At 63.1% G+C, this 23,585-nt stretch carries 20 protein-coding genes; 10 read left to right on the forward strand and 10 right to left on the reverse strand.

The window, feature by feature from the left end:
• Positions 1 to 63 precede the first annotated feature (63 nt).
• From O1Y97_RS11205 to O1Y97_RS11225, 5 genes are all read right to left on the reverse strand, one after another.
• Positions 64 to 2,115 carry an elongation factor G gene (locus tag O1Y97_RS11205; protein ID WP_318764046.1) on the reverse strand — a complete coding sequence of 684 codons (2,052 nt, stop codon included), beginning with the start codon at positions 2,113 to 2,115 and terminating at the stop codon, positions 64 to 66.
• 273 nt (positions 2,116 to 2,388) lie between these two features.
• Positions 2,389 to 4,278: an MFS transporter gene (locus tag O1Y97_RS11210; RefSeq protein WP_183259979.1), complete on the reverse strand. Its 1,890-nt coding sequence runs from the start codon at positions 4,276 to 4,278 to the stop codon at positions 2,389 to 2,391.
• Between the two features lie 322 nt (positions 4,279 to 4,600).
• Positions 4,601 to 4,771: a hypothetical protein gene (locus tag O1Y97_RS11215; RefSeq protein ID WP_018428911.1), complete on the reverse strand. Its 171-nt coding sequence runs from the start codon at positions 4,769 to 4,771 to the stop codon at positions 4,601 to 4,603.
• Positions 4,772 to 4,891: 120 nt separating this feature from the next.
• Positions 4,892 to 5,239 (reverse strand): hypothetical protein, encoded by a 348-nt coding sequence (locus O1Y97_RS11220; RefSeq protein WP_183259981.1) that lies wholly within the window; start codon positions 5,237 to 5,239, stop codon positions 4,892 to 4,894.
• A gap of 267 nt (positions 5,240 to 5,506) precedes the next feature.
• The gene (locus O1Y97_RS11225; protein ID WP_318764047.1) at positions 5,507 to 6,709 is read right to left on the reverse strand and encodes a pyridoxal phosphate-dependent aminotransferase; all 1,203 of its coding nucleotides are present in this window, start codon (positions 6,707 to 6,709) and stop codon (positions 5,507 to 5,509) included.
• 281 nt (positions 6,710 to 6,990) lie between these two features.
• Here O1Y97_RS11225 and O1Y97_RS11230 point away from each other — a divergent pair, with 281 nt between their 5' ends.
• The 3 genes from O1Y97_RS11230 to O1Y97_RS11240 all read left to right on the forward strand — a co-directional run bounded on the left by O1Y97_RS11230 (position 6,991) and on the right by O1Y97_RS11240 (position 9,468).
• Positions 6,991 to 7,893, forward strand: coding sequence for an EAL domain-containing protein (locus tag O1Y97_RS11230; protein WP_318764048.1), 903 nt, complete (start codon positions 6,991 to 6,993; stop codon positions 7,891 to 7,893).
• Entirely contained in the window at positions 7,893 to 8,732 is an 840-nt protein-coding gene (locus O1Y97_RS11235) for an EAL domain-containing protein (protein ID WP_318764049.1), read from the forward strand. Before O1Y97_RS11230 ends, O1Y97_RS11235 begins: the two co-directional genes overlap by 1 nt.
• Before the next feature lie 124 nt (positions 8,733 to 8,856).
• Positions 8,857 to 9,468 carry a glutathione S-transferase family protein gene (locus O1Y97_RS11240; protein ID WP_183259986.1) on the forward strand — a complete coding sequence of 204 codons (612 nt, stop codon included), beginning with the start codon at positions 8,857 to 8,859 and terminating at the stop codon, positions 9,466 to 9,468.
• A 302-nt stretch (positions 9,469 to 9,770) separates the two neighbouring features.
• Here the strand turns inward: O1Y97_RS11240 and O1Y97_RS11245 are convergent, their stop codons facing one another.
• Positions 9,771 to 9,980, reverse strand: coding sequence for a cold-shock protein (locus tag O1Y97_RS11245; RefSeq protein ID WP_055970634.1), 210 nt, complete (start codon positions 9,978 to 9,980; stop codon positions 9,771 to 9,773).
• Positions 9,981 to 10,363: 383 nt separating this feature from the next.
• Between O1Y97_RS11245 and O1Y97_RS11250 the strand changes: the two genes are divergently transcribed.
• Positions 10,364 to 10,693 carry a hypothetical protein gene (locus tag O1Y97_RS11250; RefSeq protein WP_183259988.1) on the forward strand — a complete coding sequence of 110 codons (330 nt, stop codon included), beginning with the start codon at positions 10,364 to 10,366 and terminating at the stop codon, positions 10,691 to 10,693.
• Positions 10,694 to 10,783: 90 nt separating this feature from the next.
• Here the strand turns inward: O1Y97_RS11250 and O1Y97_RS11255 are convergent, their stop codons facing one another.
• On the reverse strand, positions 10,784 to 11,308 hold the full coding sequence (locus tag O1Y97_RS11255) for a methylated-DNA--[protein]-cysteine S-methyltransferase (RefSeq protein ID WP_318764195.1): 525 nt from the start codon (positions 11,306 to 11,308) through the stop codon (positions 10,784 to 10,786).
• A gap of 236 nt (positions 11,309 to 11,544) precedes the next feature.
• On the opposite strand from O1Y97_RS11255, the gene O1Y97_RS11260 reads away from it, so the two are divergent.
• The 5 genes from O1Y97_RS11260 (at position 11,545) to O1Y97_RS11280 (ending at position 17,707) form a co-directional block, all read left to right on the forward strand.
• Entirely contained in the window at positions 11,545 to 12,561 is a 1,017-nt protein-coding gene (locus O1Y97_RS11260; protein ID WP_318764050.1) for a lytic transglycosylase domain-containing protein, read from the forward strand.
• Between the two features lie 3 nt (positions 12,562 to 12,564).
• Positions 12,565 to 13,050 (forward strand): GNAT family N-acetyltransferase, encoded by a 486-nt coding sequence (locus tag O1Y97_RS11265; protein WP_108607392.1) that lies wholly within the window; start codon positions 12,565 to 12,567, stop codon positions 13,048 to 13,050.
• 107 nt (positions 13,051 to 13,157) lie between these two features.
• Positions 13,158 to 14,804, forward strand: coding sequence for a peroxidase family protein (locus O1Y97_RS11270; RefSeq protein WP_318764051.1), 1,647 nt, complete (start codon positions 13,158 to 13,160; stop codon positions 14,802 to 14,804).
• Between the two features lie 921 nt (positions 14,805 to 15,725).
• Positions 15,726 to 16,511, forward strand: a complete 786-nt coding sequence (locus O1Y97_RS11275; RefSeq protein WP_159091629.1) for a type I restriction enzyme HsdR N-terminal domain-containing protein — start codon at positions 15,726 to 15,728, stop codon at positions 16,509 to 16,511.
• 44 nt (positions 16,512 to 16,555) lie between these two features.
• Positions 16,556 to 17,707, forward strand: a complete 1,152-nt coding sequence (locus O1Y97_RS11280; RefSeq protein ID WP_318764052.1) for a branched-chain amino acid ABC transporter substrate-binding protein — start codon at positions 16,556 to 16,558, stop codon at positions 17,705 to 17,707.
• Positions 17,708 to 17,726: 19 nt separating this feature from the next.
• Here the strand turns inward: O1Y97_RS11280 and O1Y97_RS11285 are convergent, their stop codons facing one another.
• Positions 17,727 to 18,092: a hypothetical protein gene (locus O1Y97_RS11285; protein ID WP_318764053.1), complete on the reverse strand. Its 366-nt coding sequence runs from the start codon at positions 18,090 to 18,092 to the stop codon at positions 17,727 to 17,729.
• 327 nt (positions 18,093 to 18,419) lie between these two features.
• Here O1Y97_RS11285 and O1Y97_RS11290 point away from each other — a divergent pair, with 327 nt between their 5' ends.
• Positions 18,420 to 18,929 (forward strand): GrpB family protein, encoded by a 510-nt coding sequence (locus O1Y97_RS11290; RefSeq protein WP_108609806.1) that lies wholly within the window; start codon positions 18,420 to 18,422, stop codon positions 18,927 to 18,929.
• Between the two features lie 296 nt (positions 18,930 to 19,225).
• Here O1Y97_RS11290 and O1Y97_RS11295 read toward each other — a convergent pair whose 3' ends face one another.
• Positions 19,226 to 19,600 (reverse strand): hypothetical protein, encoded by a 375-nt coding sequence (locus O1Y97_RS11295; RefSeq protein WP_183259996.1) that lies wholly within the window; start codon positions 19,598 to 19,600, stop codon positions 19,226 to 19,228.
• A gap of 386 nt (positions 19,601 to 19,986) precedes the next feature.
• Positions 19,987 to 23,472: a carbamoyl-phosphate synthase large subunit gene (carB, locus tag O1Y97_RS11300; protein ID WP_318764054.1), complete on the reverse strand. Its 3,486-nt coding sequence runs from the start codon at positions 23,470 to 23,472 to the stop codon at positions 19,987 to 19,989.
• Between the last annotated feature and the right edge of the window lie 113 nt (positions 23,473 to 23,585).

Below are 23,585 nucleotides of genomic sequence, written 5' to 3' on the forward strand. Positions count from 1 at the left end.
AGATCAACAGAGCGTGAGCAGCAAGGACCGGACGGCCGCTGGCGCCGTCCGGTCCTTGCAATGTCAAGCCGCCTTGCCGGCCGATTGCATCGCCTCGTCGGCGAGGCGGCCGGTCAGTTCTGCCATGTGGTCGAACTCGGCGCGGTAGGTGGCAGCACCCGCGGTCGCCGAGCGCAGCTCGATGATCAGGTCGCTGATTTCGGATTGCGGCATCGTCGCCTCGACCACGTCCCAGCCCGGCCAGTCGGCGCGCGCGTCGTAGCCGAGGATCTGGCCGCGGCGCTGGGGCACGAGCGCGATGATGCGCGCGGTAGCATCCGACGGCGTGAAGATCTCGACCTTCATGACAGGTTCGAGCAGAACCGGCGAACAGCTTGGCATGCCCTCCTTCATCGCGATCTTGGCCGCCATCTGGAAAGCCATGTCGGAGGAATCGACGCTGTGGAACGAGCCGTCCGACAGGTTGACGGCGATGTCGACGACCGGAAAGCCGAGCGGGCCGATCTTGAGGAAGTCGCGCGCACCGGCCTCCACCGACTGGATATACTGCTTGGGCACGACGCCGCCGGTGATGGTGTCGGTGAACTCGAAACCCGAGCCGCGCGGCAGCGGCTTGATCTCGATGACGACGTCGCCGAACTGGCCGTGGCCGCCCGACTGCTTCTTGTGGCGGCCGCGCTGCTGGACGGCCTTGCGGATCGTCTCGCGATAGGGCACCGCCGGCGCATAGCCTTCGACGGCGATCTGGTTGCGGCCTTCGAGACGCTCGCGCACGACCCTGAGATGCATCTCGCCATGGCCCGACAGCACCGTTTCGGCCGAGTCCTGGTTGTGATGCAGGGTCAGCGAGGGGTCTTCCTCGGCGAGGCGCTGGATGGCGGCCGACATCTTGACCTCGTCCTTGCGCTCCTTGGGCCGCAGCGCGAAGGCATAGACCGGTTTCGGCGGCTCGAGCCTGACGAGGGGCTTCATGCCGCCCTTGGCCGAGGTCAGCGTCTGGCCGGTGGCAACGTTGTCGAGCTTGCCGAGCGCCACGGTATCGCCGGCGCCGGCGTTGGAGAGCTTGGACTGGTCCTTGCCAAGCATGCGGTAGATGCCGGAAACCTTCGCTGTGTCGGTGGTGTTGAGCCAGAGCTCGGCGCCGTCGGTGACCTGGCCGGACAGGATGCGCGATACCGACAGCTTGCCGGCATGCGAGGTGTGGATGGTCTTCATCACCTGGACTATGGCTGCACTGCCCTCTGCTATCCCGAGCCGCTTGCGGGTCGCCTCTACGTCGGGGGCGTCGTGGCGGATGGCCTTCAACAGCCTGAGCGCGCCATTGCCCTTTTCGGCCGAGCCGATCAGCACCGGGGTGACCGCGCCATCGCGCAGGTCGGCGGCAAGGTCGTCGAAGATCTCGTCCTTCGGCGGCTCGATCTCTTCGAGCAGTTGTTCCATCAACTCATCGTCGTGGTCGGCGAGGGTTTCAAGCATTGCAAAGCGCGCTTCGAGCTCGCGTGCCTTCTCGTCGCCGGGAATCTCGGCGATCTCGCTCTCGGCATATTCGCGGTAGACATAAGCGCGCTCCAGCGCGAGGTCGATCGAACCGACGACGACGCCATCCTTGCGCAGCGGGATCTGGCGCAGCAGCAAGGGCGTGCGGCTGACCGGCTGCAGCAGCTTGAGCGTATCGCGCACGCCTGATGTCGCCTTGTCGATCTTGTTGAGGAACAGGATGCGCGGCACGCCGAGATCGTCGAGCTTGCGCATGATCAGCTGCAAGGCGGGGATCTTCTTCTCGTCAGGCTCGGCGACCACGACCGCCAGGTCGCAGGCGGCAAGGATGGGGTCGGCCTCGAAGGCGAACTCGACCGAGCCGGGGCAATCAACGAATGTGATGCTCTCGCCCATGAACTGCGTTGTGGCGAAGACCGCGTCGACGCTCATGGCGTGGGCCCGGGCCTCAGCCGAATGGTCGGAGACGGTGTTGCCCGACGATACTGGTTGCTGCTTGGGAATGGCGCCCGTGCGGGCGAGAAGGGCTTCAAGAAGAGTGGTTTTACCGCTGGCAAAGGGACCGACGATGGCGATGCATTTCGGTCCCGTGCGTCTTCCTCCGGCGCGACTACCCATGAGAGCTGACCTCCACTCAGGCATTTTTCCCTGAATGCGGCGGCCGGCCTGTTCGGCCGTCGCGGGCAATGACGTGTGGTGTTTTCCTCCCGGTCGAACATATCGTCACACGGCTTTGCGGGGAGGGCAAGGGGAAGGGCGCCCGGGGCCCGACCTTTGAAGCAGGCAAGATGCGGGGGGGGCTTGCCGGTGCGAAGCGACGCCATCCCCAGAAAACAAAAAAAAGCCCGGCAGGTTGGCACCTGCCGGGCTTTTTAGCGTTGGTGCCGAGGATCAGTCCTTGGCGTTGAGGTCGGTGCCGAGCGTGTCCTTGACGAACAGCGTGCCGATGATCAGCGTCATGGCGGCAATCGCGATCGGGTACCAGAGGCCGTAGTAGATGTCGCCGGCCGCAGCACTCATGGCGAATGCGGTTGCAGGCAGCAGGCCGCCGAACCAGCCGTTGCCGATGTGGTAGGGCAGCGACATGCCGGTGTAGCGGATGCGGGTCGGGAACATCTCGACCAGGATCGCGGCGATCGGGCCGTAGACCATGGTCACGTAGATGACCAGCACGGTGAGGATGGCGATGACCATCGGCCAGCTCACTGCTGCCGGATCGGCGACCATGGCGAAGGAGCCGCCGGCGGGGATGTTGAAGAAGCCGACTTCCGGAGCACCGGCCGCCTCTTCAGCGGTAACGATCTTGTCCTTGATCGCCTGTTCGGTCGGAACGGTGGTCTTTTCGCCGGCGCGGATGGCGGCGGCGTCGAGCTTCAGTTCAGGGTTGGCGGCGATGAAGGCGTCGAGCTTCTGGTCGGCAACCTTGGCAGCGCCGCGGACCAGCGGGTAACCGCCGTCGTGAAGGGCGATGTTGACTGCCTTGACGAAGGCAGCGTCGCTCGCCTTGGCAGCATCGCCCGCGGCGATGGCGTCATAGGACGTGACGGTCTCGTCGCCGATCTTGACCGAAGCCGGCGTGCCCGGAGCCGCCGTGGTAACGACGTCATAAGGAACCGAGTTCTTGGTCAGGAACGACGTCGCGATATCGCAGGAGGTGGTGAACTTTGCGGTGCCCACCGGGTTGAACTGGAACTTGCAGTCGCCAGGTGCGGCGGTGACGGTGGCGCGAACGTTCTGCTGGGCGGTGGCGAGTGCCGGGTTTGCGGCCCAGGTCAGCGCCTTGAACAGCGGGAAATAGGTGACGATGGCGAGTGCCAGGCCAGCCATGATGATCGGCTTGCGGCCGATCTTGTCGGACAGCCAGCCGAACAGCACGAAGAAGCCGGTGCCGAGCAGAAGCGAAATCGCGATCATGATGTTGACGGCCTGGGCGTCGACCTTGAGCACGTTCTGCAGGAAGAACAGTGCGTAGAACTGGCCCGAGTACCACACCACGGCCTGGCCGGCGGTGAGGCCGAACAGCGCGAGCAGCGCGATCTTGGCGTTCTTCCACTGGCCGAATGCTTCCGACAGCGGCGCCTTGGAACCCTTGCCCTCTTCCTTCATGCGCTGGAAGGTCGGCGATTCCGAAAGCGACAGACGGATCCACACCGAGATGCCGAGCAGGATGAAGGAGAGCAGGAACGGAACGCGCCAGCCCCAGGCGGCGAAGGCTTCCTTGCCGAGCCAGGTCTGCACCACCAGGATGACGACCAGCGACAGGAACAGGCCGAGCGTCGCGGTGGTCTGGATCCACGAGGTGTAGTAGCCGCGGCGGTCATCGGGGGCGTGCTCGGCGACATAGGTCGCAGCACCGCCATACTCACCGCCGAGCGCCAGGCCCTGCAGCATGCGCAGCGCGATCAGGATGACCGGAGCGGCGATGCCGATCGTCGCGGAACCGGGCAGCAGGCCGACGAAGAAGGTCGACAGGCCCATGATCAGGATGGTGACGAGGAAGGTGTATTTGCGGCCGACGAGGTCGCCGATGCGGCCGAAGACGAGCGCGCCGAACGGGCGCACCAGGAAGCCGGCAGCGAAAGCAAGCAGCGCGAAGATGTTACGCGTCGCCTCGGGGTAGGAGGCGAAGAAGGTCGCGCCGATGAAGGCTGCGAGTGAACCGTAAAGGTAGAAATCGTACCATTCGAACACGGTGCCGAGCGAAGAAGCGAAGATGACTTTCTTCTCTTCTCGCGTCATGCCTCGCCCGCGGCGGGCGTCGGCGGTTGCCGAAATTGCCATTATTGTCTCCTCCCAGAGTGCCGGCGGTAAAGGCCTGGAGAGCAATCTCCGGGGGAATCCGCCGAACCTAACCACGGTCGAAGTGATAACGCCGGGAGGCAGGCGTTATCCATCGCTGCTTTGGGATTATGACCTTAGTCGTAGAAGCAGTCGCGAAGTGTTCGAAGCCATTGATGCTGCATCGCAAAAGCGATGCGTAGCTGGCGCCAGAACAGTCTGGCTCCTTGTTCGAACTCACCGGCGTGCGCAGACGGAAAGCTATTGGCGGATGCTGCCCGGCGGCACGATTGCGCCGCCGAGCCATCTGCCGGGAAGTGCGGGCTCAGGCGGCCCGTTCTTCCTTCTCGACGAGGTAGCCGCGGTCTCGCAGCCACCGGGCGATAATGATTTCGACCATCGACGACACCGAACGGTGATCGTCCTTGGCCGCCTTGACGAGCGCTTCCTTGAGGTCGCGTTCGATACGGAATCCGAGTGGGTGTGTCTTAGACATGACAATTCCTGAGACTTGCCGGGACGTGTAGTCCCGTGGGAGGACGACCGGTGTGCGACGAGCCTATGAATGTGTCGCGAGTTGACCGGTCATGCGGCGCAGGTGGGGCGCGTTGCGCCGTCAGGCCTGGGCTGGCGGTGCGCGGGGTGCGCTCGTTCGTGCGCGCAGGAAATTGAAAGGCGAGCCGGCCGGCGATGCGGCGCTGTCGATGGCCGCGATCGGCAGGCCGTGAGCAGCCCGAAGCAAGCCGTTGTCATCCGCGAGGTCGCAATTGCCCTCAGCCAGCGTGACGCATGAATCGCTCCACATCGGAAGCGCGAAAGGATCAGCGGGTTCCGTGTAGGGCGCGTCGCCGGCGGAAAGCTGAGGGCTTTCGTCTTGATTGCTGAAATGCGCGTGACTCGATGCAACCGAGGCCGTGAGGGCAGCAAAAACCGGTAGCAGCAGCAAGAACAAGTGCGCGAGCAAACTTCTGCTCCTTCGCCCCTGCTGCTGCTGTCTATGCTGATACAATTGCTGCCTCTGGACGCCTCTGCATACCTCCGCCTGCTACGGCGGATATAGTTACTTTAGATTAACAGAGTTCGGGCCGGCACGGCAATATGCAAATGTATAACAGCGTATGAGAATCGAAGATTCCTGCCGGCAACCTCATGACAGTTTCGGTCGATTCGCACAGCCGGCAAAGAAAAACCCGGCCGGAGCCGGGTTTTTCCAACAGTCAGATATGTGAGCTCAGACGAGAGAGGCGGTAAAGCGCTGGATGCGCGTGCAGGCCTCTTCGAGAATCTTCTCCGAGGTGGCGTAGGAGATGCGGAAATTCGGACCGAGGCCGAATGCCGAACCCTGGACCACTGCCACGCCTTCGGCCTCGAGCAGCTCCGAGGTGAAGACCGCATCGTCGGTGATGACCGTGCCGCCTTGCGTCTTCTTGCCGATCAGCCCGGCGCAGGACGGATAGACGTAGAAGGCGCCTTCCGGCGAGGGGCAGGTGATGCCGCGCGCCTGGTTGAGCATCGACACGACGAGGTCGCGGCGGGCCTGGAAGATCGCCTTGTTCTTGGCGATGAAGTCCTGCGGGCCGTTGAGTGCCTCGACCGAAGCCCACTGGGCGATGGTGCAGGCACCCGAGGTCTGCTGGCCCTGGATCATGTCCATCGCCTTGATCAGCTGGATCGGACCGGCGGCGTAGCCGATGCGCCAGCCGGTCATGGCATAGGCCTTCGACACGCCGTTCATGGTCAGCGTGCGGTCGTAGAGTTTCGGCTCGACCTCGGCGATGGTCTTGAAGACGAAGTCGCCATAGGTCAGGTGCTCGTACATGTCGTCGGTCAGCACCCAGACATGCGGATGCTTGAGCAGCACGTCTGCGATGGCGCGCAGCTCGGCCTCGCTATAGGCGGCGCCCGAGGGGTTGGACGGCGAGTTCATGACCAGCCACTTCGACTTCGGCGTGATCGCCTTTGCCAGTGCGTCCGCCGTCAGCTTGAAGCCGTTGTCGATGCTGGTCTCGGCATAGGTCGGCGTGCCGCCGCAAATCGCCACCATCTCGGGGTAGCTGACCCAGTAGGGCCGGGGGATGATGACCTCGTCGCCGGGGTTCAGCGTTGCCATGAAGGCGTTGAACAGGATCTGCTTGCCGCCGGTGCCGACGATGGTCTGCTCCGGCTTGTAGTCTAGATTGTTCTCGCGCTTGAACTTCTTGGCGATGGCTTCGCGCAGGGGCGCAATGCCGGAAACCGGCGGATACTTGGTCTCGCCGCGGCGAATGGCTTCGATTGCCGCATTCTTGATATTGTCCGGCGTGTCGAAGTCAGGCTCGCCTGCGCCCAGGCCGATGACGTCGCGGCCGGCGTTTTTCAGCTCGCGCGCTTTCTGCGTGACCGCGATGGTCGCGGAAGGCTTAACGCGGGAAAGGGCATCGGCAAGAAAGGCCATGACTTCAGGTCTCCGGTTCGGAAAAACACGCGGTCGCGCGACCGCTTTTGCGCGTCCAACGGAACGCGCGGCGCTGTAATGTCGCATGACGCAAGGAATCGCAAGCATATTGACGCCTTGGCGTGCCGGATGTGCTGGGCCAGAGACCTGGTGAAGCTGTGCATAAGCAGGCGGCTGCCGGCACGTGGGTCAAGTTTGAGACATTCCGTTAACCGGCGATCAAATCTTCGATGAGATTTTGGCGGAGCAATTTCGCCAGCATTCCGGAAATAGGACGGACCGTGTCGAAGAGCATCGGGCTCGCCCATATCATCCGGCACGACGACGGTTCTGCGACCGGAGTCTGGGGCGTGCACGCCCTGCACAGCGCGTTTCAGCCGATTTTCGCCTTTCAGTCGGGCCGTTTGCTGGTCACGGCCTTCGAAGGGCTGATCAGGCCGTTTCGTGGAGCGGACGCGGTGCCCCCGGGCATGTTCTTCGCCGTCGTGGACAGTGCAGAGCGACTGCAGGTCGAGACCCTGACACGGACGCTGCATCTGCTCAACGCCGCGACGTTCGTGCCCAAGGCTGCGTCGATCTTCATCAATTTCGATCCGTCGGTGTTTCTCGACCGCTCGATTTCGGAACACGCGCTGCGCGACATGCGCCAGGTTCTCAACGAGACCGGCATCGATCCACGCCGCATCGTCTGCGAAGTGACCGAGAAGCCGGCCTCGGAAGAGGCGCTGTTCGATTTCGTCCGGGCCCTCAAGGCAAACGGCTTGCGCATCGCCGTGGATGATTTCGGCTCGGCCGAATCCGACATCAAGCGGATCCGCGACATCAAGCCCGACATCGTCAAGTTCGATGCCCACTGGATCAGCCGCCTCATGGAATCCGGTGCAGGCTTCGCCCTGCTCAAGGAAATGGTGGCGAACTTCGAAGAGAAGGGGATTCGCACCGTCTTCGAGGGGCTCGAGGAGAGCTGGCAACTGCAACTGGCCGAGCGCTCCGGCGCCTCGATGGTGCAGGGGTTCGTGCTGGCAATGCCGGAGATCGTGCCGGCGGATTTTTCGCATTTCGAGCCGGCAGCACCCGAAGCCGCCGGCAAGCAACAGGGGTCCCCGGCCGTGGCCGGAGACGCTGGCCCGCTGGCAGGCAGCGCGCCGAGAACAGGCCGAAGTTTCGGCAAAAGGACATCGTGATGAGTGACGGGTTTTTCGGCTTTGGCGCACTGCCGGCGGATCTTGCTGCCAAGATCGTCGCCGACGAGGTTGGGCTGGAGTACGGCATCCATGGCGGTTTCCGCCTGCGTTGCGCCATGCAGCCGATCTTCAGGCATGAGCAGGGCCGGCTGACGCCGGTGACCGCCGATGCGCATGTCGTGCCCTACCTGCAGGGCCAGCCGGTCCCGATGCTCGAATTCCTCGCTGAAGTGGCTGCCGAAGATCGCGCGATCGTCGGGCGCATGATCGAGGCACTGCCGCTCGCCAACGTCCACAATATCGGCGTCGAAGGCATTTCGTTGCTGTTCCGTCACGATGGAAGCGGTGGCGACGAAGCCATGGACGACCTGTGTTTCATGGTGCGTGTCCTTGAGGACGAAGGTTTCGATGTGTCGCAGCTGGTCTGCGAAATCGATGGCGTCGACGAGCGCCTTGCCAACGCCTTGCGTGAACTGGGCCTGCGTGTCGCGCTTGCTCATCACGGGGCAGAGCAGCCGGATGCGCATGCAGCCAGTCGGGTGAATGCCGACATCGTCAGGCTCGATCGGGTGTCGTTCGAGCGTTTCTGCGCCGACGCCGCTACCGGCCGGCTGTTGCGGCCCGTAGTCTCGGAGTTCAAGGCGCAAGGGGCAGCGGTGTTGGTCGAGGGCATCGACAGCGAAAGCCGTCTTGAAATAGCCCTTGGTGCCGGCGTCGAGCTGTTCCAGGGCGACCTGCTCGAGCCGGCAATGCTGGTCGGCAGCGTCTTTGCCGACGGACCGCGCGAGGCGTCGCAATATCGCCGCGGCGAATGTGTCGTTGTTCCATTGTTTGGCTGACACCTGGCCGCTGTTCGGCTGATGCCTGGCGAAGCATCACAAATGCTGATGTTTCGCAGCAGAACAAATCGCTGGTCTGACGTTTCCGCGCGGTGATAATCGCGGTCGAACAAGGGCCAGCGCAATGACCACGATCTACGGAATGACCGACAGCGGCAATTGCTACAAGCCACGCCTGCTCATGGCAAAGCTTGGGCGGCCTTTCACCCATGTCGAAACCAGTTCGCGTGACGGCACAACGCGTTCACCCGGCTATCTTGCCAAGAACGCCAACGGCAAGGTGCCGCTGCTCGAGCTGGACGACGGCCGCTTTCTTGCCGAATCGAATGCCATCCTGCTGCATCTGGCCGAGGGCACCCGGCTGTTGCCGGCCGATGCCTATGAGCGGGCGCTCGTCTACCAATGGCTGTTTTTCGAGCAATACAGCCATGAGCCCTATGTCGCGGTACGGCGCTCGCTGTACGTTTATCCCGAGCGTGCGGCGCAGGCGACGCCGGAACGCCTGGCGTCTTTGCTGGAGAGCGGCAACAAGGCGCTCGGCGTGATGGAAGTCCAACTGGCCAAGACGCCGTTCCTGGCGAGCAATGCTATAAGCGTCGCCGACATCGCGCTCTACGCCTACACGCATGATGCTGGCACGGGCGGCTTTGAGTTGGCGAATTTCCCGGCGGTGAGTGCCTGGCTTGACCGCGTCCGGGCCGACCCTGGCCACGTGCCGATCGGCTGGCTGCCCTGACTAGGCTTGGTGCTACAAAATAAGAAGGCCCGGAGATCGGTATGATCTCCGGGCCTTTTCGTGAGTACGGCGAGGCAGGTTCTCAGTCGATCCGCAGTTCTTGCCGTCCGTCAAAAAACAAAAAGGCGGGGTGTAACCCCGCCTTCCGCTGTCAGCAGCTGATCCTGGATCCTTTGGCCCGTGGCTCACGGCAATCTGCCGCATCGTCCTTCAGGCTTTGAGTCCGGCGCGCTTGTCGCGCTGCCGCCAGTACATCCGTGACTTGCTACGCAATCAGAGCTTTCGCTCCCGCGCGCCTTAAATCAGACTGCCTTGAGAGCTCCGGCAGACGAGCGGCCCGTACGACGGTCCTGCTCGATCTCGAAGCTGATCTTCTGGCCATCGGCCAGCGAGCCCATGCCCGAACGCTCGACAGCGGAGATGTGGACGAATACGTCCGCGCCACCTGCGTCGGGCTGAATGAAGCCGAAGCCCTTGGTTGCGTTGAACCACTTAACGGTGCCAGTTGCCATTGCGATAATCCTTGTCGTCTGCAGTTTGGTCTTGATCAAGCTATGTGCCCGACCCGTGATATCGAAATTTTGGAGATAGACGTCTGCAAACGCGAGTGTGTCGCGGGGCACGGATCTGTCGGCCGAAATATCAACGGGAGCGATATACGGGCAATTGTCGTTCAGCGCAAGCCCTTCCTGATGCTGGATGCTCGAAACCGGCATCAATAGTCATGCAACCATGGCGGGCGAAAAGTGTTATATTGCTTGGCGTTACAGCGTCGTGGATTGGAGAATGCGCAAGCCACGCTGCAGCCCCTTGTATCGCAGCATCAACCCGAAATCCGATTCCCATCATCGGGTTGATGCGTGAGTGCCGCTGCCGAAGTCTTCGGAGAACTGTCATGAAAATCATTCTGCTTGCTGCTTGCCTGACTCTGTTTGCGGCCGAGGCCCAGGCCGTCTCGCGCTATATTTCGACCAGCATGAGCTGCGCCCAGGTGCAGGGGGCCGTGCGCGGCGAAGGCGTGGCGATCCTGCGCTGGACGTCGCCAACCTCGGGTGTGCCGCGCTACGACCGCTATGTCAGGAACGACCGCTTCTGCCCGTCGGGCCAGGAGGCACGGCGGGCCTATGTGCCAACCGCCGATGCGAGATCGTGCCCGGTCTACAATTGCAAGCAGATTGAGCGCGACCGATTCTTCTTCAAGCGCCGGCTGTTCCCGCACAATTGAGCGCCGGCTCCGTGCCGAGGTAGCCTTGCCCATTCCGCTCCGACTGGGATGGGCACGCTACCGTGCATATGCATGACGCTGTTTGCGATCTTAGAAGCCGAATGATACCTGCGCTGCCGGCGGCGGGCCGACGTGGACGCCTTCCAGCACCAGCATTCTTTCCTTCATCACCGAGCCGCCGGTTGCCGAGAAGCCGCCGATCTTGCCGCCGGCCGCCAGGATGCGGTGGCACGGAATGACCAGGGGGATCGGATTGCTGCCGAGTGCTGCGCCGGTTTCGCGAAACAGGCCCTTGTGCCCGGCCTGCTCCGCCAGTCCGCCATAGGTGGTGGTCTCGCCGTGATGGAGATTTCTGGCTGCGGCATAGATGTCTTTGCGAAAATCGTCGACGCCGGCGAGGTCGACCGGTACGTCGGAAAAATCGACATCGGTGCCTTCGGCATAGCGCCTGATGTCGGCGACGAGAGCAGCAATCCATGCCGGAGCAATTTGGTCAGTGTCGAGGGTTGCTGCGTCCGTGCCGGCCAGGCGCAACAAGCGCCGTTCGGCTGCCGCATGGGTCTTCTCGGGCAGGCAGACGCGGGTCAGGCCGGCATCGCTCCAGGCGAGCGCCATGAAGCCTAGCGCTGTTTCGAACACCGCATGACCGGGCAAGGGCAAGGAAATGGCGTTGTCCACATCAGTTCCTTTCGTCGAAGCATTCGTTGCGAAATCGGTACATATCGGGAACATTTTCGCACGATCTGCGGCCCTATGCCACCCGAAAACCGCATCCGCCTGTGGATTGCCCGGGCCGGGGCCTTCATGTAAGGAGGTTCGGGCGGGACGAAATCATTAACCAGAGTGTGCATTTGCCGGCGATAAAGACCCATCTGCTGATCTCGGCGGCATTGGCGACGGCTCTGCTGTCGGGCTGCCAGACAAACACAGCGGCGCTTTCCACAGACCTTTCGACAGGCGCGGACGTTGCCTTGAGCGCCGATACGAGCCTTGCCCCATCTACCGGGGCCGATCTCGCGCTGCCTGAGACGGTTGCCGTGGTGCCGACCTCGTTTGCCGCGGTCGAAGCGTCGCCGGCAACGGCCGTGCTTGCAGCTGCAGCGATCGAGCCCGATGCATCGGATGTCACCGTTGCCGCTGCAGCGACCGCCCCGGCGGCTGGTAGCGTCGCCGTCGCAACTGCATCTGAAGCCGCCAAGACACCGGCCACCACTGCACCGGCACCTGCCGCCGCCAATGCGCCCGTCGTTGCTGCCGCCAAGGCTCCGGTCGACCCGATGACGGCGCCGATGGCCGGTGGCGATATCGTTGCGGCCGCCAGCGACCCCAAGCTTTCCGGCGCGTTCCCGCCGGCGCCGACGCTTGCCGACTACGCCCTGCCGGCCAAGGCGCCGGTGCCGAAGAGCTACCAGGTAGCGTCGCTCGGCAATGTCGCGCCCGAAAGCTTCGCCACCTCGTCCTATGCCGCGCCCGACAGCCCGGCGCTGGCCTCGCGCGACAAGATCGATGAACTGATCTCGAAATACGCGGCCCTTTACGAAGTGCCGGAGAAGCTGGTGCGGCGCGTGGTCAACCGCGAGAGCACCTTCAATCCGCTGGCCTATAACAGGGGGCACTGGGGCCTGATGCAGATCAAGCACGCGACGGCGCGCGGCATGGGCTATGACGGCCCGGCCAACGGCCTGCTCGACGCGGAGACCAACCTGAAATTCGCCGTCAAATATCTGCGCGGCGCCTTCATGGTGGCCGACGGCAATGAGGACCAGGCCGACAAGCTCTACCAGAGCGGCTATTATTACCACGCCAAGCGCAAGGGCCTGCTCGACGAGACCGGGCTCGGCCGCGACCGCGCGCGCCACCGCGGCTGACACATGCCTTCGCCGCAAGGTGACAACGACGTTCGCCTGCGCAAGGTGCTGGGCGGCGAACCGTATACCCCGCAATGGCCCGACGGTTTTGCGATGCGGACGTTCCAGGCGTCCGACGCCCGGGCTTTGCACGATCTGCTCGAGCTTGCCTTCGACGACGGCTTGAACGGCCCGTTCGACGTCTGGTGGCCCAGGCTCGCCGATGACGCCGAGTTCGATCCCGGCCTGTGCTTCCTCGTCCACGACAGCAGCGGGCGGCTGGCCGGTGCGGCACAATGCTGGAACGGCGGCTTCGTCAAGGACCTTGCCGTGCACCCCGACTTTCGCGGCAAGGGCATTGCCGAGGCGCTGATGCGGCAGGTGTTTGCGGCCTTCGCGGCGCGCGGGACCGGCCATGTCGACCTCAAGACCAACCGCTTCGGCAACGCCGCCGCCTATCGGCTCTATCTCCGGCTCGGCATGACCGAGGTCGACTGGTCGGGAGAGTAATGTACAACCATTAGTATACATCAATTGATATATGCTATTCTAGATTGCGATAATTCGCGATCGGCATTACGCTGTTCCCCTTCACGCCAGTCAGGGGAGGCACTTTCATGGCCGGGCCGAATCTCAGGGAGCGTAGCAGACACGGCTTCGTCAGCCGGCAGATCTTGGCGGAGGGCGCGGTCATTGCCGCGGCGCGAGCGGCGCCGGCCGCGGTGTCGCCGCTGGCCGTCGGCGGCGCGCAGGGCGAAGCCTTCTTCGACTTCATGTTCGGCGAGCTGCGCGGGCAGGGGCTGACGGCCACGGACGCCGACCTGCTCGAACTCGCCAACGCCATGGTGGAGCCGGACCTCGCCCCCGGCGACCCCGCCCAGGCGGGGCTCGACAACCCCGACATTCCAGCCGGCTTCACCTATCTCGGCCAGTTCGTCGACCACGACATCACGCTGGACCTGACGCCGCTGAGCGAGGCGATGGCGGACCCCGAGATGACGCGCAACTTCCGCACGCCGGGGCTCGACCTCGACTGCGTCTATGGCGCCGGGCCGGGGCCGCACCGCTTCCTGTTCGCGCGGGGGCCAAATGCCGACGGCCAGGTGGTCGATACGCCGAAGCTGCTGCTCGGCGCTGCCGAGGTGTCGATCGAGAATCCCGACCGGCCCGGCCAGCAGGTGCCGCAGCTGCCCAACGACCTGCCGCGCAACGCGCAGGGCGTGGCGCTGATCGGCGATCACCGCAACGACGAGAACCTGATCGTCGCGCAGATCCATCTCGCCTTCCTGAAGTTCCACAACGTCGTGGTCGACCATCTCAAGGGCACGGTGCCCGACGACAGGCTGTTTGCCGAGGCGGCGCGGACGGTGCGCTGGCATTACCAGTGGATGGTGCTGCACGACTGGGTCGAGCGGCTGACCGAGCCGGGCATCGTCGCCCGGATCCTGCACGAGGGGCGAAAATTCTACCGCTTCAAGACCAAGCCGTTCATGCCATGGGAGTTTTCCGGCGCCGTCTACCGGCTCGGCCATTCGATGGTCAGGCCGCGCTACAACCACAACCGCATCTTCCGTTCGCCCGAGCCGCATCTGGCCGAAGGCACGTTCAACTTCTTCTTCCGCTTCACCAACCTGTCGGGTGGGCTCGACAGTGGCACGCCGGGGCAGGGCACGTTCCCGAGCAACTGGGTGATCGACTGGCGGCGCTATTTCGAGCTGCCGGCGCCCGACGCCATCAAGGCCGAGTTCAATCATTCGCGCCGGCTGGATCCGCTGCTGGCCGGCGCGTTGCACCGGCTGCCCGGGGCGGAGACCGGCTCGGCCAAGGCAAGCCTTGCCTTCCGCAACCTCAGGCGCGGGGTGCAGATCGGGCTGCCGCCGGGCCAGGCCGTGGCCGCGCTGATGCGCCGGAAGATCGCCTTCGACCCGATCTCGCCGGCCGAGATCGCCACTGGAGCGGACGGCGCGGTGGCGAAGTCGCTCGGCTTCGACGTCAAGACGCCGCTCTGGTACTACATCCTCAAGGAAGCCGAGCTGCGCGGCGCGGGTAGGCGGCTCGGCCCGGTGGGGGCGCGCATCGTTGCCGAGGTGTTCGTCGGCCTCGTCCAGGGCGACGAGGGATCCTATCTCTCCGACCCCGCATGGAAGCCGCATCTGCCGGCTGATGTGCCGGGCACGTTCTTCATGGCCGATCTGCTGAAGTTCGTCGCTGCCTGGGAGAGCCCCGCCGACCCGGACAAGAGCCTGAACCCGGTGGGGGATTGAGGGGTGTTCCTTCTCCCCGTGTGGGAGAAGTGCCTGAACGAAGTGAAGGCGGGTGAGGGGTGCTGGGCGGAGTGGGGCATTTCCGAACCTCCCGACGACATCCATTTCTCCACCCTCTCATTCCTTCCAACACCCCTCATCCGACCTCGCTTCGCTCGGCCACCACCCGGCCCTCCGCTATGGCTCCGGGCGTTCGTCGTTGGAAAAGCCAAATCGTTGGCTTTTCCTGGCCTTCGGCCACCACTCCTCACCCCACAAGGGAGAAGGGGAGTTCGCGCACTTCATCTGTGCCACGCTCGCTTTCGCGCCTGGCCATTGTCATCCTTCGACAAGCTCAGGATGAGGAAGTTCGGGAAGCGGGGCGCGGGGCCGTGCCTGCCGAATGCTAAATGGTGGCGCGAACCCGCGCACCGCCGGCGATTTCCGTTCCCGTCCGTTCCGCTTCCGGAGCATCGGGCATTTTCGCCCATGCCCCCACTAGCGCATCGTCCAGCGCACCCGGGCCGTAATACCCGAGGGGGAACCCTTGGACGGAACCTCCCCGGACCATGAGCCACGTTAGCCCTTGATCGGAGGCGCCGGTTCCTCCCCGCATGCCACCGTCGCGACCGGCGTTCCCGCGGGAGGAACTGGCTAGGATTGTACGGGAGGTTTTCGGGGCGTGGAAAAGAGGGGTGGGTCTATCCACGCGGATTGCTGACAGATGGTGACAGTCAGGCCTCATGGCGCTCAGGGTTTCCGCACGTCGCTTCGCTCCTGCTCCGCCCTAGGATGACGAGCAGCGCATTGTCGATTTGATTGGGTACATGGAGAAATACTCCACTGGTTGCAGATGCTAGAGCTCGGTCTTTTTGCAATTTATGCTTGTCTTCCAAGTAAATTCACCATCAAATCTTTCCCGGGGAGAGGGAGGGCGAGACGTTGAACAAATTACCTAAGAAATTTGTCGACCGGGTTGCGCCGGGTTTGAAGAAATATCAGCGGATAGCCTTGGCCCAGCAGAAGGCCGATGTGGCGGAAGCTGACACTGTCACATTGGTGAAAGACATACTGGCCGATGTTTTCGGCTACGATAAGTATGATGACCTGACTGCCGAACATCAGATCAAGGCGACATTCTGCGATCTTGCTATCAGGATCGGAGGGCAGCTTCGCCTGCTGATCGAGGTCAAGTCAGCCGGCAGCAGCTTGGCAGAAAATCACTTGCGGCAAGTGATCGACTACGGCGCGCACCAAGGAATTCACTGGGTCATTTTGACCAACGCCGTCGAATGGCGGCTGGTGCGCATCTACGTGGCCAACCAGATCAGCCATGAGGAGGTTTGCCGGATCGCCTTCACAGACTTGAACGCCAAGAATGAGGACCATCTGCAGCAATTGTTCTTGTTCGCCAAGGAAGGCCTGACCACCGACGCGATGGATGCGTTCCACCAGCAAGCCCAGCTTTTCAACAAGTTCACTGTGTCTACGATACTTCGATCCGAACCCGTGATTTCGGTACTTCGACGGGAGATCCGGCGGCTATTCCCGGACATCAAGGTGGCGCACGAGAACCTTGCCCTGCTTGTCGAAAACGAAGTGATCAAGCGTGACACAATCGAGGGCGACAAGGCCAAGGAGGCGGCGACCAGGATCAAGAAGGCCGCGCTGAAATTGGAGCGGGCAAAGAGCAAGGCGGCGAAGGCAGTAAGCCTTGACGCATCATGAAATTAACTTCGCCGGCATCGGATGTGATGGATAGGGAGCTGCTGATGAACGACGTTAGCTACGCGGGTCGGTCACTTTTGGCGCTCGTGGTATTGCTGCTGTGCGGTCTGTCTTCTGCTTTTGCAGAGGAAAAAGCTGCACTCAGGATTGCCGTTGCCGCCCCAATGTCAGGCCCGTTCGCCCCGATGGGCGAACAGGTTCATAGAGGAGCGGAACTGGCGATCGAAGATATCAACGCCAATGGGGGGGTCGGCGGTCAAAAGCTCGAAATCGATGTCGTCGACGACAAGGGAGATGGTGCGACCGCGCAAGCGGTGGCCAGGAACCTTGCCAAGTCCGGCGTGCGGTTCGTGGTCGGCCATTTCAATTCCGGGGCCTCGATCCCTGCTTCGGAAGTGTACGCCAAGATGGGCGTCTTCATGATCACTCCGGCGTCCACCAATCCATACTTCACCGACGGCGGCGGTAAGGGCAAGAATCTCTGGAACACGCACCGGACGGCCGGCAGGGACGACGTTCAGGGCCGTCTGGCCGGGGAGTACATCGCAAGGGCGTTTGCCGGCAAGAATGCCGCCATTCTGAGCGACGGTACTCCATACGGCGACGGCCTTGCCTTCAAGGCAAAAGCCGCGCTGAAGGCGGCCGGGCAGCCGGAGAAACTGATGTCCAAGATCAAGATCGGGCAGAAGGACATGTCGCGGCAGATTGCGAGCATGAAACAAAAAAAGATCGACGTGGTCTTCTTCGGTGGCCTTGCCGATGAGATGGCAACGCTTGTGCGCCAATCCAGCGAGGCCGGTTTCAAGCCCCAGTTCATCGCCGGAGATGGCATCTTCTCTGCCGATTTTCCCAAGGCGGCAGGTCCAGGCATCGAAGGGACAATGTTTGCGTTCTCGCTGGAAGACCGGGATCACGCGGATGCGCAAGCCGTCGTCGCGCGATTCAGGGCGAAAGGTTTCGAGCCGGAAGCCTATACGCTGAAAGCCTATGCCGCCGTGCAGGTGGTAGCGAAGGGCATTGAAATTGCAGGCAAGAGTGACCCGAAGGCCGTTGCCAAGGCCGTCCGCTCGGGATCGCCGATCCCGACGGTGCTGGGGCCGCTGACTTTCGATGCCAAGGGCGATCGCCGGGAGCCAGATGTCGCCTGGTACGTGTGGAAGGCTGACGGCAGTTACTCTCCTGTGATGCAGAAGTAGTTCCTGCAGCGCCTGTGCGTCAGGGGGCGGCGGCGATCCGCCCCTTCATCTCCAGCGCCCACGCCCGCCCTTCATCGCCGCCCCAGAGCAGCCAGGCGACGTAGCCGGCTGAGGGGGTCTGCTCGTTGCCGTAGTTCTTGCCGCGCTTGTCGACCTCGTGGCGGGCGAAGTAGCTGACCATCCGCTTGATGGTGTGGGGCGAAAGCTCGGTGCGGGCGACAAGCTCCTCGGCGCGGGCGACGCCGATCTCGGTGCCGCCGCGTCCGAATTGTTTTCTGAGCGCAAGTCCCTTGGCGGCGTTGTCGGCTACCACCTGTGGCGGGATGAGGCTCGTGCCGGATGCCTCGCGGCGGATCTCGTCGAAGGGGTCGTAGGCGATGGGCATGCGGCGATTCCTGCGTTTGGGGCAGGGTAGCCGGATGGGAGTGGGATGGGGAGAGTGGGGCGCGTGGTGGCAACTGCCTCTATGCGCAAATAGGGGGCACTAGGTCGCAAAGATCACAAAAAGCAACGTATCTAATTGAATTGATTGAGAAAATCGCGTCCGTAAGGATGTATCAAGACGTTTGCCAAGTTTAACTGCGAGCCCAGTACGTGTCTTCAGTGGCTTTGTCCGGATATCTCTACAAGCGGTCATCCTGTTCGGACAGCGGGTGACTTGTAGGGCATCAATAAGTTAGCGTTGTGCTTTCCGCGTCTGAGGATGATGCCGATGCCAACTTTGGTCGAACTCGTTCCTTATGATCCGAATTGGGCGAAGCACTTTTCCGATGCTGAAGCGGTGTTAAGAGCAACGCTCGGCTCCAGCGTTGTGGCTATTGACCACGTTGGAAGTACTGCGATTCCAGGCATCCCCGCCAAGCCTATCATTGATATCGACGTCACATTGTCGAGTTTGTCAGCAATTCCCCGTGGCAGCGCGGGCTTGGTCAATGCGGGATATGAGCCTCGGGGAAATCGGTACGACGATGACGTTTGGGCGTTCTTGTTGAAAAGCTCGGCCCCTCAACTTCGAGTCTATCTTTGCCCCGAGGGAAATCGCACTCATGAACGCCGGTTGGTGTTTCGCGAATACCTCCGCCACCACGATGATGCTGCGAAGGAGTATTCATTCTTGAAGAGGCGGCTTGCTGCACAGTTTCCATATGATGGAGATCGTTACACCTCAGAAAAAAGCCAGTTTGTTCAGGGGATAGTAGAGATAGCGCTGGGATACGTTTGATGACTTTGGTTGACAGCAGAAGATGCGCTTGCCTCTTGCAATGCTCTGCCTTTCTGTTGGTTTTCGATGGTCCGAGGCTCCGTTTTCACCGGAACCAAGGTAGTCGCGATGCCATCATAGGTCTGGTGGTTTTTGCTACCGAATGCCGCAAATAGGCGCGGTGATCCGCTGCGCTCGCGGAATACCCCCACCCTCAATCCCTCCCCACAAGGGGGAGGGAGGTCCAATCGCGCTATTCGGCCCATGTGATGGAGGGCAAGGGCAGTGAACTTATCGGCGCTGTGAGAAGCGCCAGTTCACTTCGAGGCGTAGATCGCGCACTTGCCCGTGGTCTTCATCTTGTACGTCTTGCCGACCGAGTTGCAGCGCTCCAGCGCCTGCTTTTCGGCGGCCGCCTGGGACGGTGCGTTGAGGGAGGCGCCGCAGTAGAAGGCTTCGACGGCGCCTAGGTGCGTCTGCGCGTAGGCCGAGTGGCCGGATGCGGCGACATATTTCTTGTAGCCGTCCTTGCAGGGGCCCGTCGTCTGTCCAAACTGCAGCGGATAGCGCTTGTTGCCTGCCTCGCCGGCCAGCGAACCCTTGTCCTTGGCCATCGCCGCGCCCGGCACGGCCGCGACCAACAGTCCCGCCAGCACCGATGCCAGTGCCAGCCGCATAGTGTTCAGCTTCATTCTCAAATACTCCCCACCCGATCGTGAAGAGTTACCTGCAATCTATGCGGGTGAAAAGGTGGAGGTGAAGAAATATCGAAGTACCGCGAAAAGAAGGCGGTCTTGTTTTAGCTTCTGCTTGCGCATTGATGCTCGGTTTCAAGCCGCGCGTCTGAGCCGGCTAGTGGCTTTGCTGGGGCTGTTCCGGCGTGTGCCGGCGAGCTGAACGGCGGGGGGCGGATGGAGCTGAGCGCAAAAGCGGGAGGAGGTCGCGATCCTTTGCACCTCCCTCTGGCCTACCGGCGTTCGATGCTAGAAAAGCCAAGCAATTGGCTTTTCTTCCGCCATGCGGACCGCATCTCACCCCCCCCACAAGGGGGGAGATCAGCAGTTTTGGTGTAGCGCGGTTACTTGAAGTAGTCCTGCAGCGGACGCACCTCGAGCGAGCCGGCCTTGAGCGCGGCGATGGCTTCGGCAACCGCCGCGGCGCCCGAAAGCGTGGTGTAGTAGGGCACCTTCTGCATCAGGGTGGCGCGGCGGATCGACTTCGAGTCCGACACCGCCTTCTGGCCATCTGTGGTGTTGAAGACGATCTGGATCTGGCGGTTGCGGATGGCGTCCTCGATGTGCGGACGGCCTTCGAGCACCTTGTTGATCTTTTCGGCCGGCACGCCGTTTTCATTGAGGAAACGCGCGGTGCCGGAGGTGGCGAGAACCTTGAAGCCGAGGCCGGAGAGCCGCTGGACGGCGCCGAGGATGCCGGCCTTGTCCTCGTCGCGGACCGAGACGAACAGCGTGCCCGAGCGCGGCAGGTCGACGCCGGCGCCGAGCTGGGCCTTGGCGAAGGCGAGCGCATAGTCGCGGTCGAGGCCCATGACCTCGCCGGTCGACTTCATTTCCGGTCCGAGCAGGATGTCGACGCCGGGGAAGCGGGCAAACGGGAACACCGCTTCCTTGACCGCGATGTGGCCGGGATTGCGCGCATCGGGCTTGGCGCCGTAGTGGGCGAAGGCCTCGTCGAGGCTCTCGCCCGACATGATGCGGGCGGCGATCTTGGCGATAGGCTTGCCGACGGTCTTGGCGACGAAGGGCACGGTGCGCGAGGCGCGCGGGTTGACCTCAAGCACGTAGATCACGCCATCCTTGATGGCATATTGGACGTTCATCAGGCCGCCGACATTGAGCGCACGCGCCATGGCCGAGGTCTGGCGCTCGAGCTCGTCGACGAGTTCGGTGGAGAGCGAGTGCACCGGCAGCGAGCAGGCGCTGTCGCCCGAGTGGATGCCCGCTTCCTCGATGTGCTCCATGATGCCGGAGACGAAGGTGTCCTTGCCGTCGCAGAGGCAGTCGACGTCGACCTCGATGGCGCCCGAGAGATAGGTGTCGAACAAAAGCGGGTTCTTGCCGAGCAGGGTGTTGATCTGGCCGGTCTTGTCGTTGGGGTACTTCTGCTTGATGTCCTCGGGCACCAGGCCCGGCACTGTGTCGAGCAGATAGGACTGCAGCATGCCCTCATTGTGGATGATCTGCATGGCGCGGCCGCCGAGCACGTAGGACGGGCGCACGACCAGCGGGAAGCCGAGCTCGCCGGCAACGGTGCGGGCCTGCTCGACGGAGTAGGCGATCCCGTTCTTGGGCTGGGTCAGGTCGAGCTTCTTGAGAAGCTTCTGGAAGCGGTCGCGGTCCTCGGCGAGGTCGATCATGTCGGGCGAGGTGCCGAGGATCGGGATGCCGGCCTTTTCGAGCGCGTCGGCAAGCTTGAGCGGGGTCTGGCCGCCGAACTGGACGATGACGCCGTGCAGCGTGCCGGCGGCCTGTTCGACGCGCAGGATTTCGAGCACGTCCTCGGCCGTCAGCGGCTCGAAATAAAGCCGGTCGGAGGTATCGTAGTCGGTCGACACGGTCTCGGGGTTGCAGTTGACCATGATCGATTCGTAGCTGGCCTCGCGCAGCGCATAGGCGGCATGGACGCAGCAATAGTCGAACTCGATGCCCTGGCCGATGCGGTTGGGGCCGCCACCGAGGATGACGACCTTCTTGGCGGACGAGACTTGGGCCTCGTCGGCGAGGCTGCCGGCGAATGGCACCTCATAGGTCGAATACATGTAGGCGGTGGGCGAGGCGAACTCGGCAGCACAGGTGTCGATGCGCTTGTAGACCGGGTGGACGCCGAGCTTTTGGCGAGTCTTATGAACGGCTTCGGGCTCGCTCCTCGTAAGCGAGGCGAGGCGGGCGTCGGAGAAGCCCATCGACTTCAGCATGCGCAGGTTGTCGGCGTCCTCGGGCAGGCCATGCTCGCGCACGCGCGCTTCCATGGCGATGATGCCGGCGATCTGCTCGAGGAACCACGGGTCGATCTTGCACATGGCGTGCACGTCTTCGAGCGAGGTGCCCATGCGGATTGCCTGGGCGACCATGCGCAGGCGGTCGGGGGTGGGCGTGCCGAGGGCGGCGCGGATGGCGTTGCGGTCGTCGCCGTCGGTGCCGATGCCGGGGATCTCGATCTCGTCGAGGCCGGTGAGGCCGGTTTCAAGGCCGCGGAGCGCCTTCTGCAGCGATTCCTGGAAGGTGCGGCCGATGGCCATGACCTCGCCAACCGACTTCATGGCGGTGGTGAGCACGGGCGAGGCGCCGGGGAACTTTTCGAAGGCAAAGCGCGGGATCTTGGTGACGACGTAGTCGATCGACGGCTCGAACGAGGCAGGGGTCGCGCCGCCGGTGATGTCGTTCTCGAGCTCGTCGAGCGTGTAGCCGACGGCGAGTTTTGCCGCGATCTTGGCGATCGGGAAGCCGGTGGCCTTGGAGGCAAGTGCCGAGGAGCGCGAGACGCGCGGGTTCATCTCGATGACGACGAGGCGGCCGTCGGCCGGGTTGACGGCGAACTGGACGTTGGAGCCGCCGGTCTCGACGCCGATCTCGCGCAGCACCGCGATCGAGGCGTTGCGCATGATCTGGTATTCCTTGTCGGTCAAGGTCAGCGCGGGGGCTACGGTGATCGAATCGCCGGTGTGCACGCCCATCGGGTCGATGTTTTCGATCGAGCAGATGATGATGCAGTTGTCGGCGCGGTCGCGCACGACCTCCATCTCGTATTCCTTCCAGCCGAGCACCGATTCCTCGATGAGGACTTCGGTGGTGGGGGAGGCGTCGAGGCCGGACTGGACGATGTCGAAGAATTCCTGGCGGTTGAAGGCGATGCCGCCGCCGGTGCCGCCCATGGTGAAGGACGGGCGGATGATGGCGGGCAGGCCGACATGGTCGAGCGCCTGGGCGCCGATCGCCATGCCGTGGTTGATGTAGCGCTGCTTGCGGTCGCCTTCGCCGAGGTTCCACTGGGTTTCGAGCGCGTCGAGCGCGGCGTCGAGATCGGCCGGGGCCTCGAGCTTGAGGGCGGCGCGCTCGGCCTCGTGCTTCTTGCGGTCTGCGTCCTTGACGTCGGAGGCGTTGGCCAGCATCGACTTTGGCGTCTCGAGCCCGATCTTGGCCATGGCCTCGCGGAACAGCGAGCGGTCCTCGGCCTTGTCGATGGCGTGCGCGTCGGCGCCGATCATCTCGACATTGTAGCGTTCGAGCACGCCCATGCGGCGCAGCGAAAGCGCGGTGTTGAGCGCGGTCTGGCCGCCCATGGTCGGCAGCAGCGCGTCGGGGCGCTCCTTGGCGATGATCTTGGCGACCACTTCAGGCGTGATCGGCTCGATGTAGGTGGCGTCGGCCAGCTCCGGGTCGGTCATGATGGTGGCCGGGTTGGAGTTGACCAGGATGACGCGGTAGCCCTCCTCCTTCAGCGCCTTGCAGGCCTGGGTGCCGGAGTAGTCGAACTCGCAGGCCTGGCCGATGACGATGGGACCGGCACCAATGATCAGGATGGACTTGATGTCGGTGCGTCTTGGCATGGCGTGCGTCCGTCAGTAGGCCTGCGCGAAGAACCGGGACGGGGCAATGCCCGGGCCGGTGCGCAAGTGAGATTCAAGTATCAGGCTAGGCGCGCCTTATAGGGGAAGGACGG

Source organism: Aminobacter niigataensis, from assembly GCF_946995915.1.
Lineage (GTDB): Bacteria > Pseudomonadota > Alphaproteobacteria > Rhizobiales > Rhizobiaceae > Aminobacter > Aminobacter niigataensis.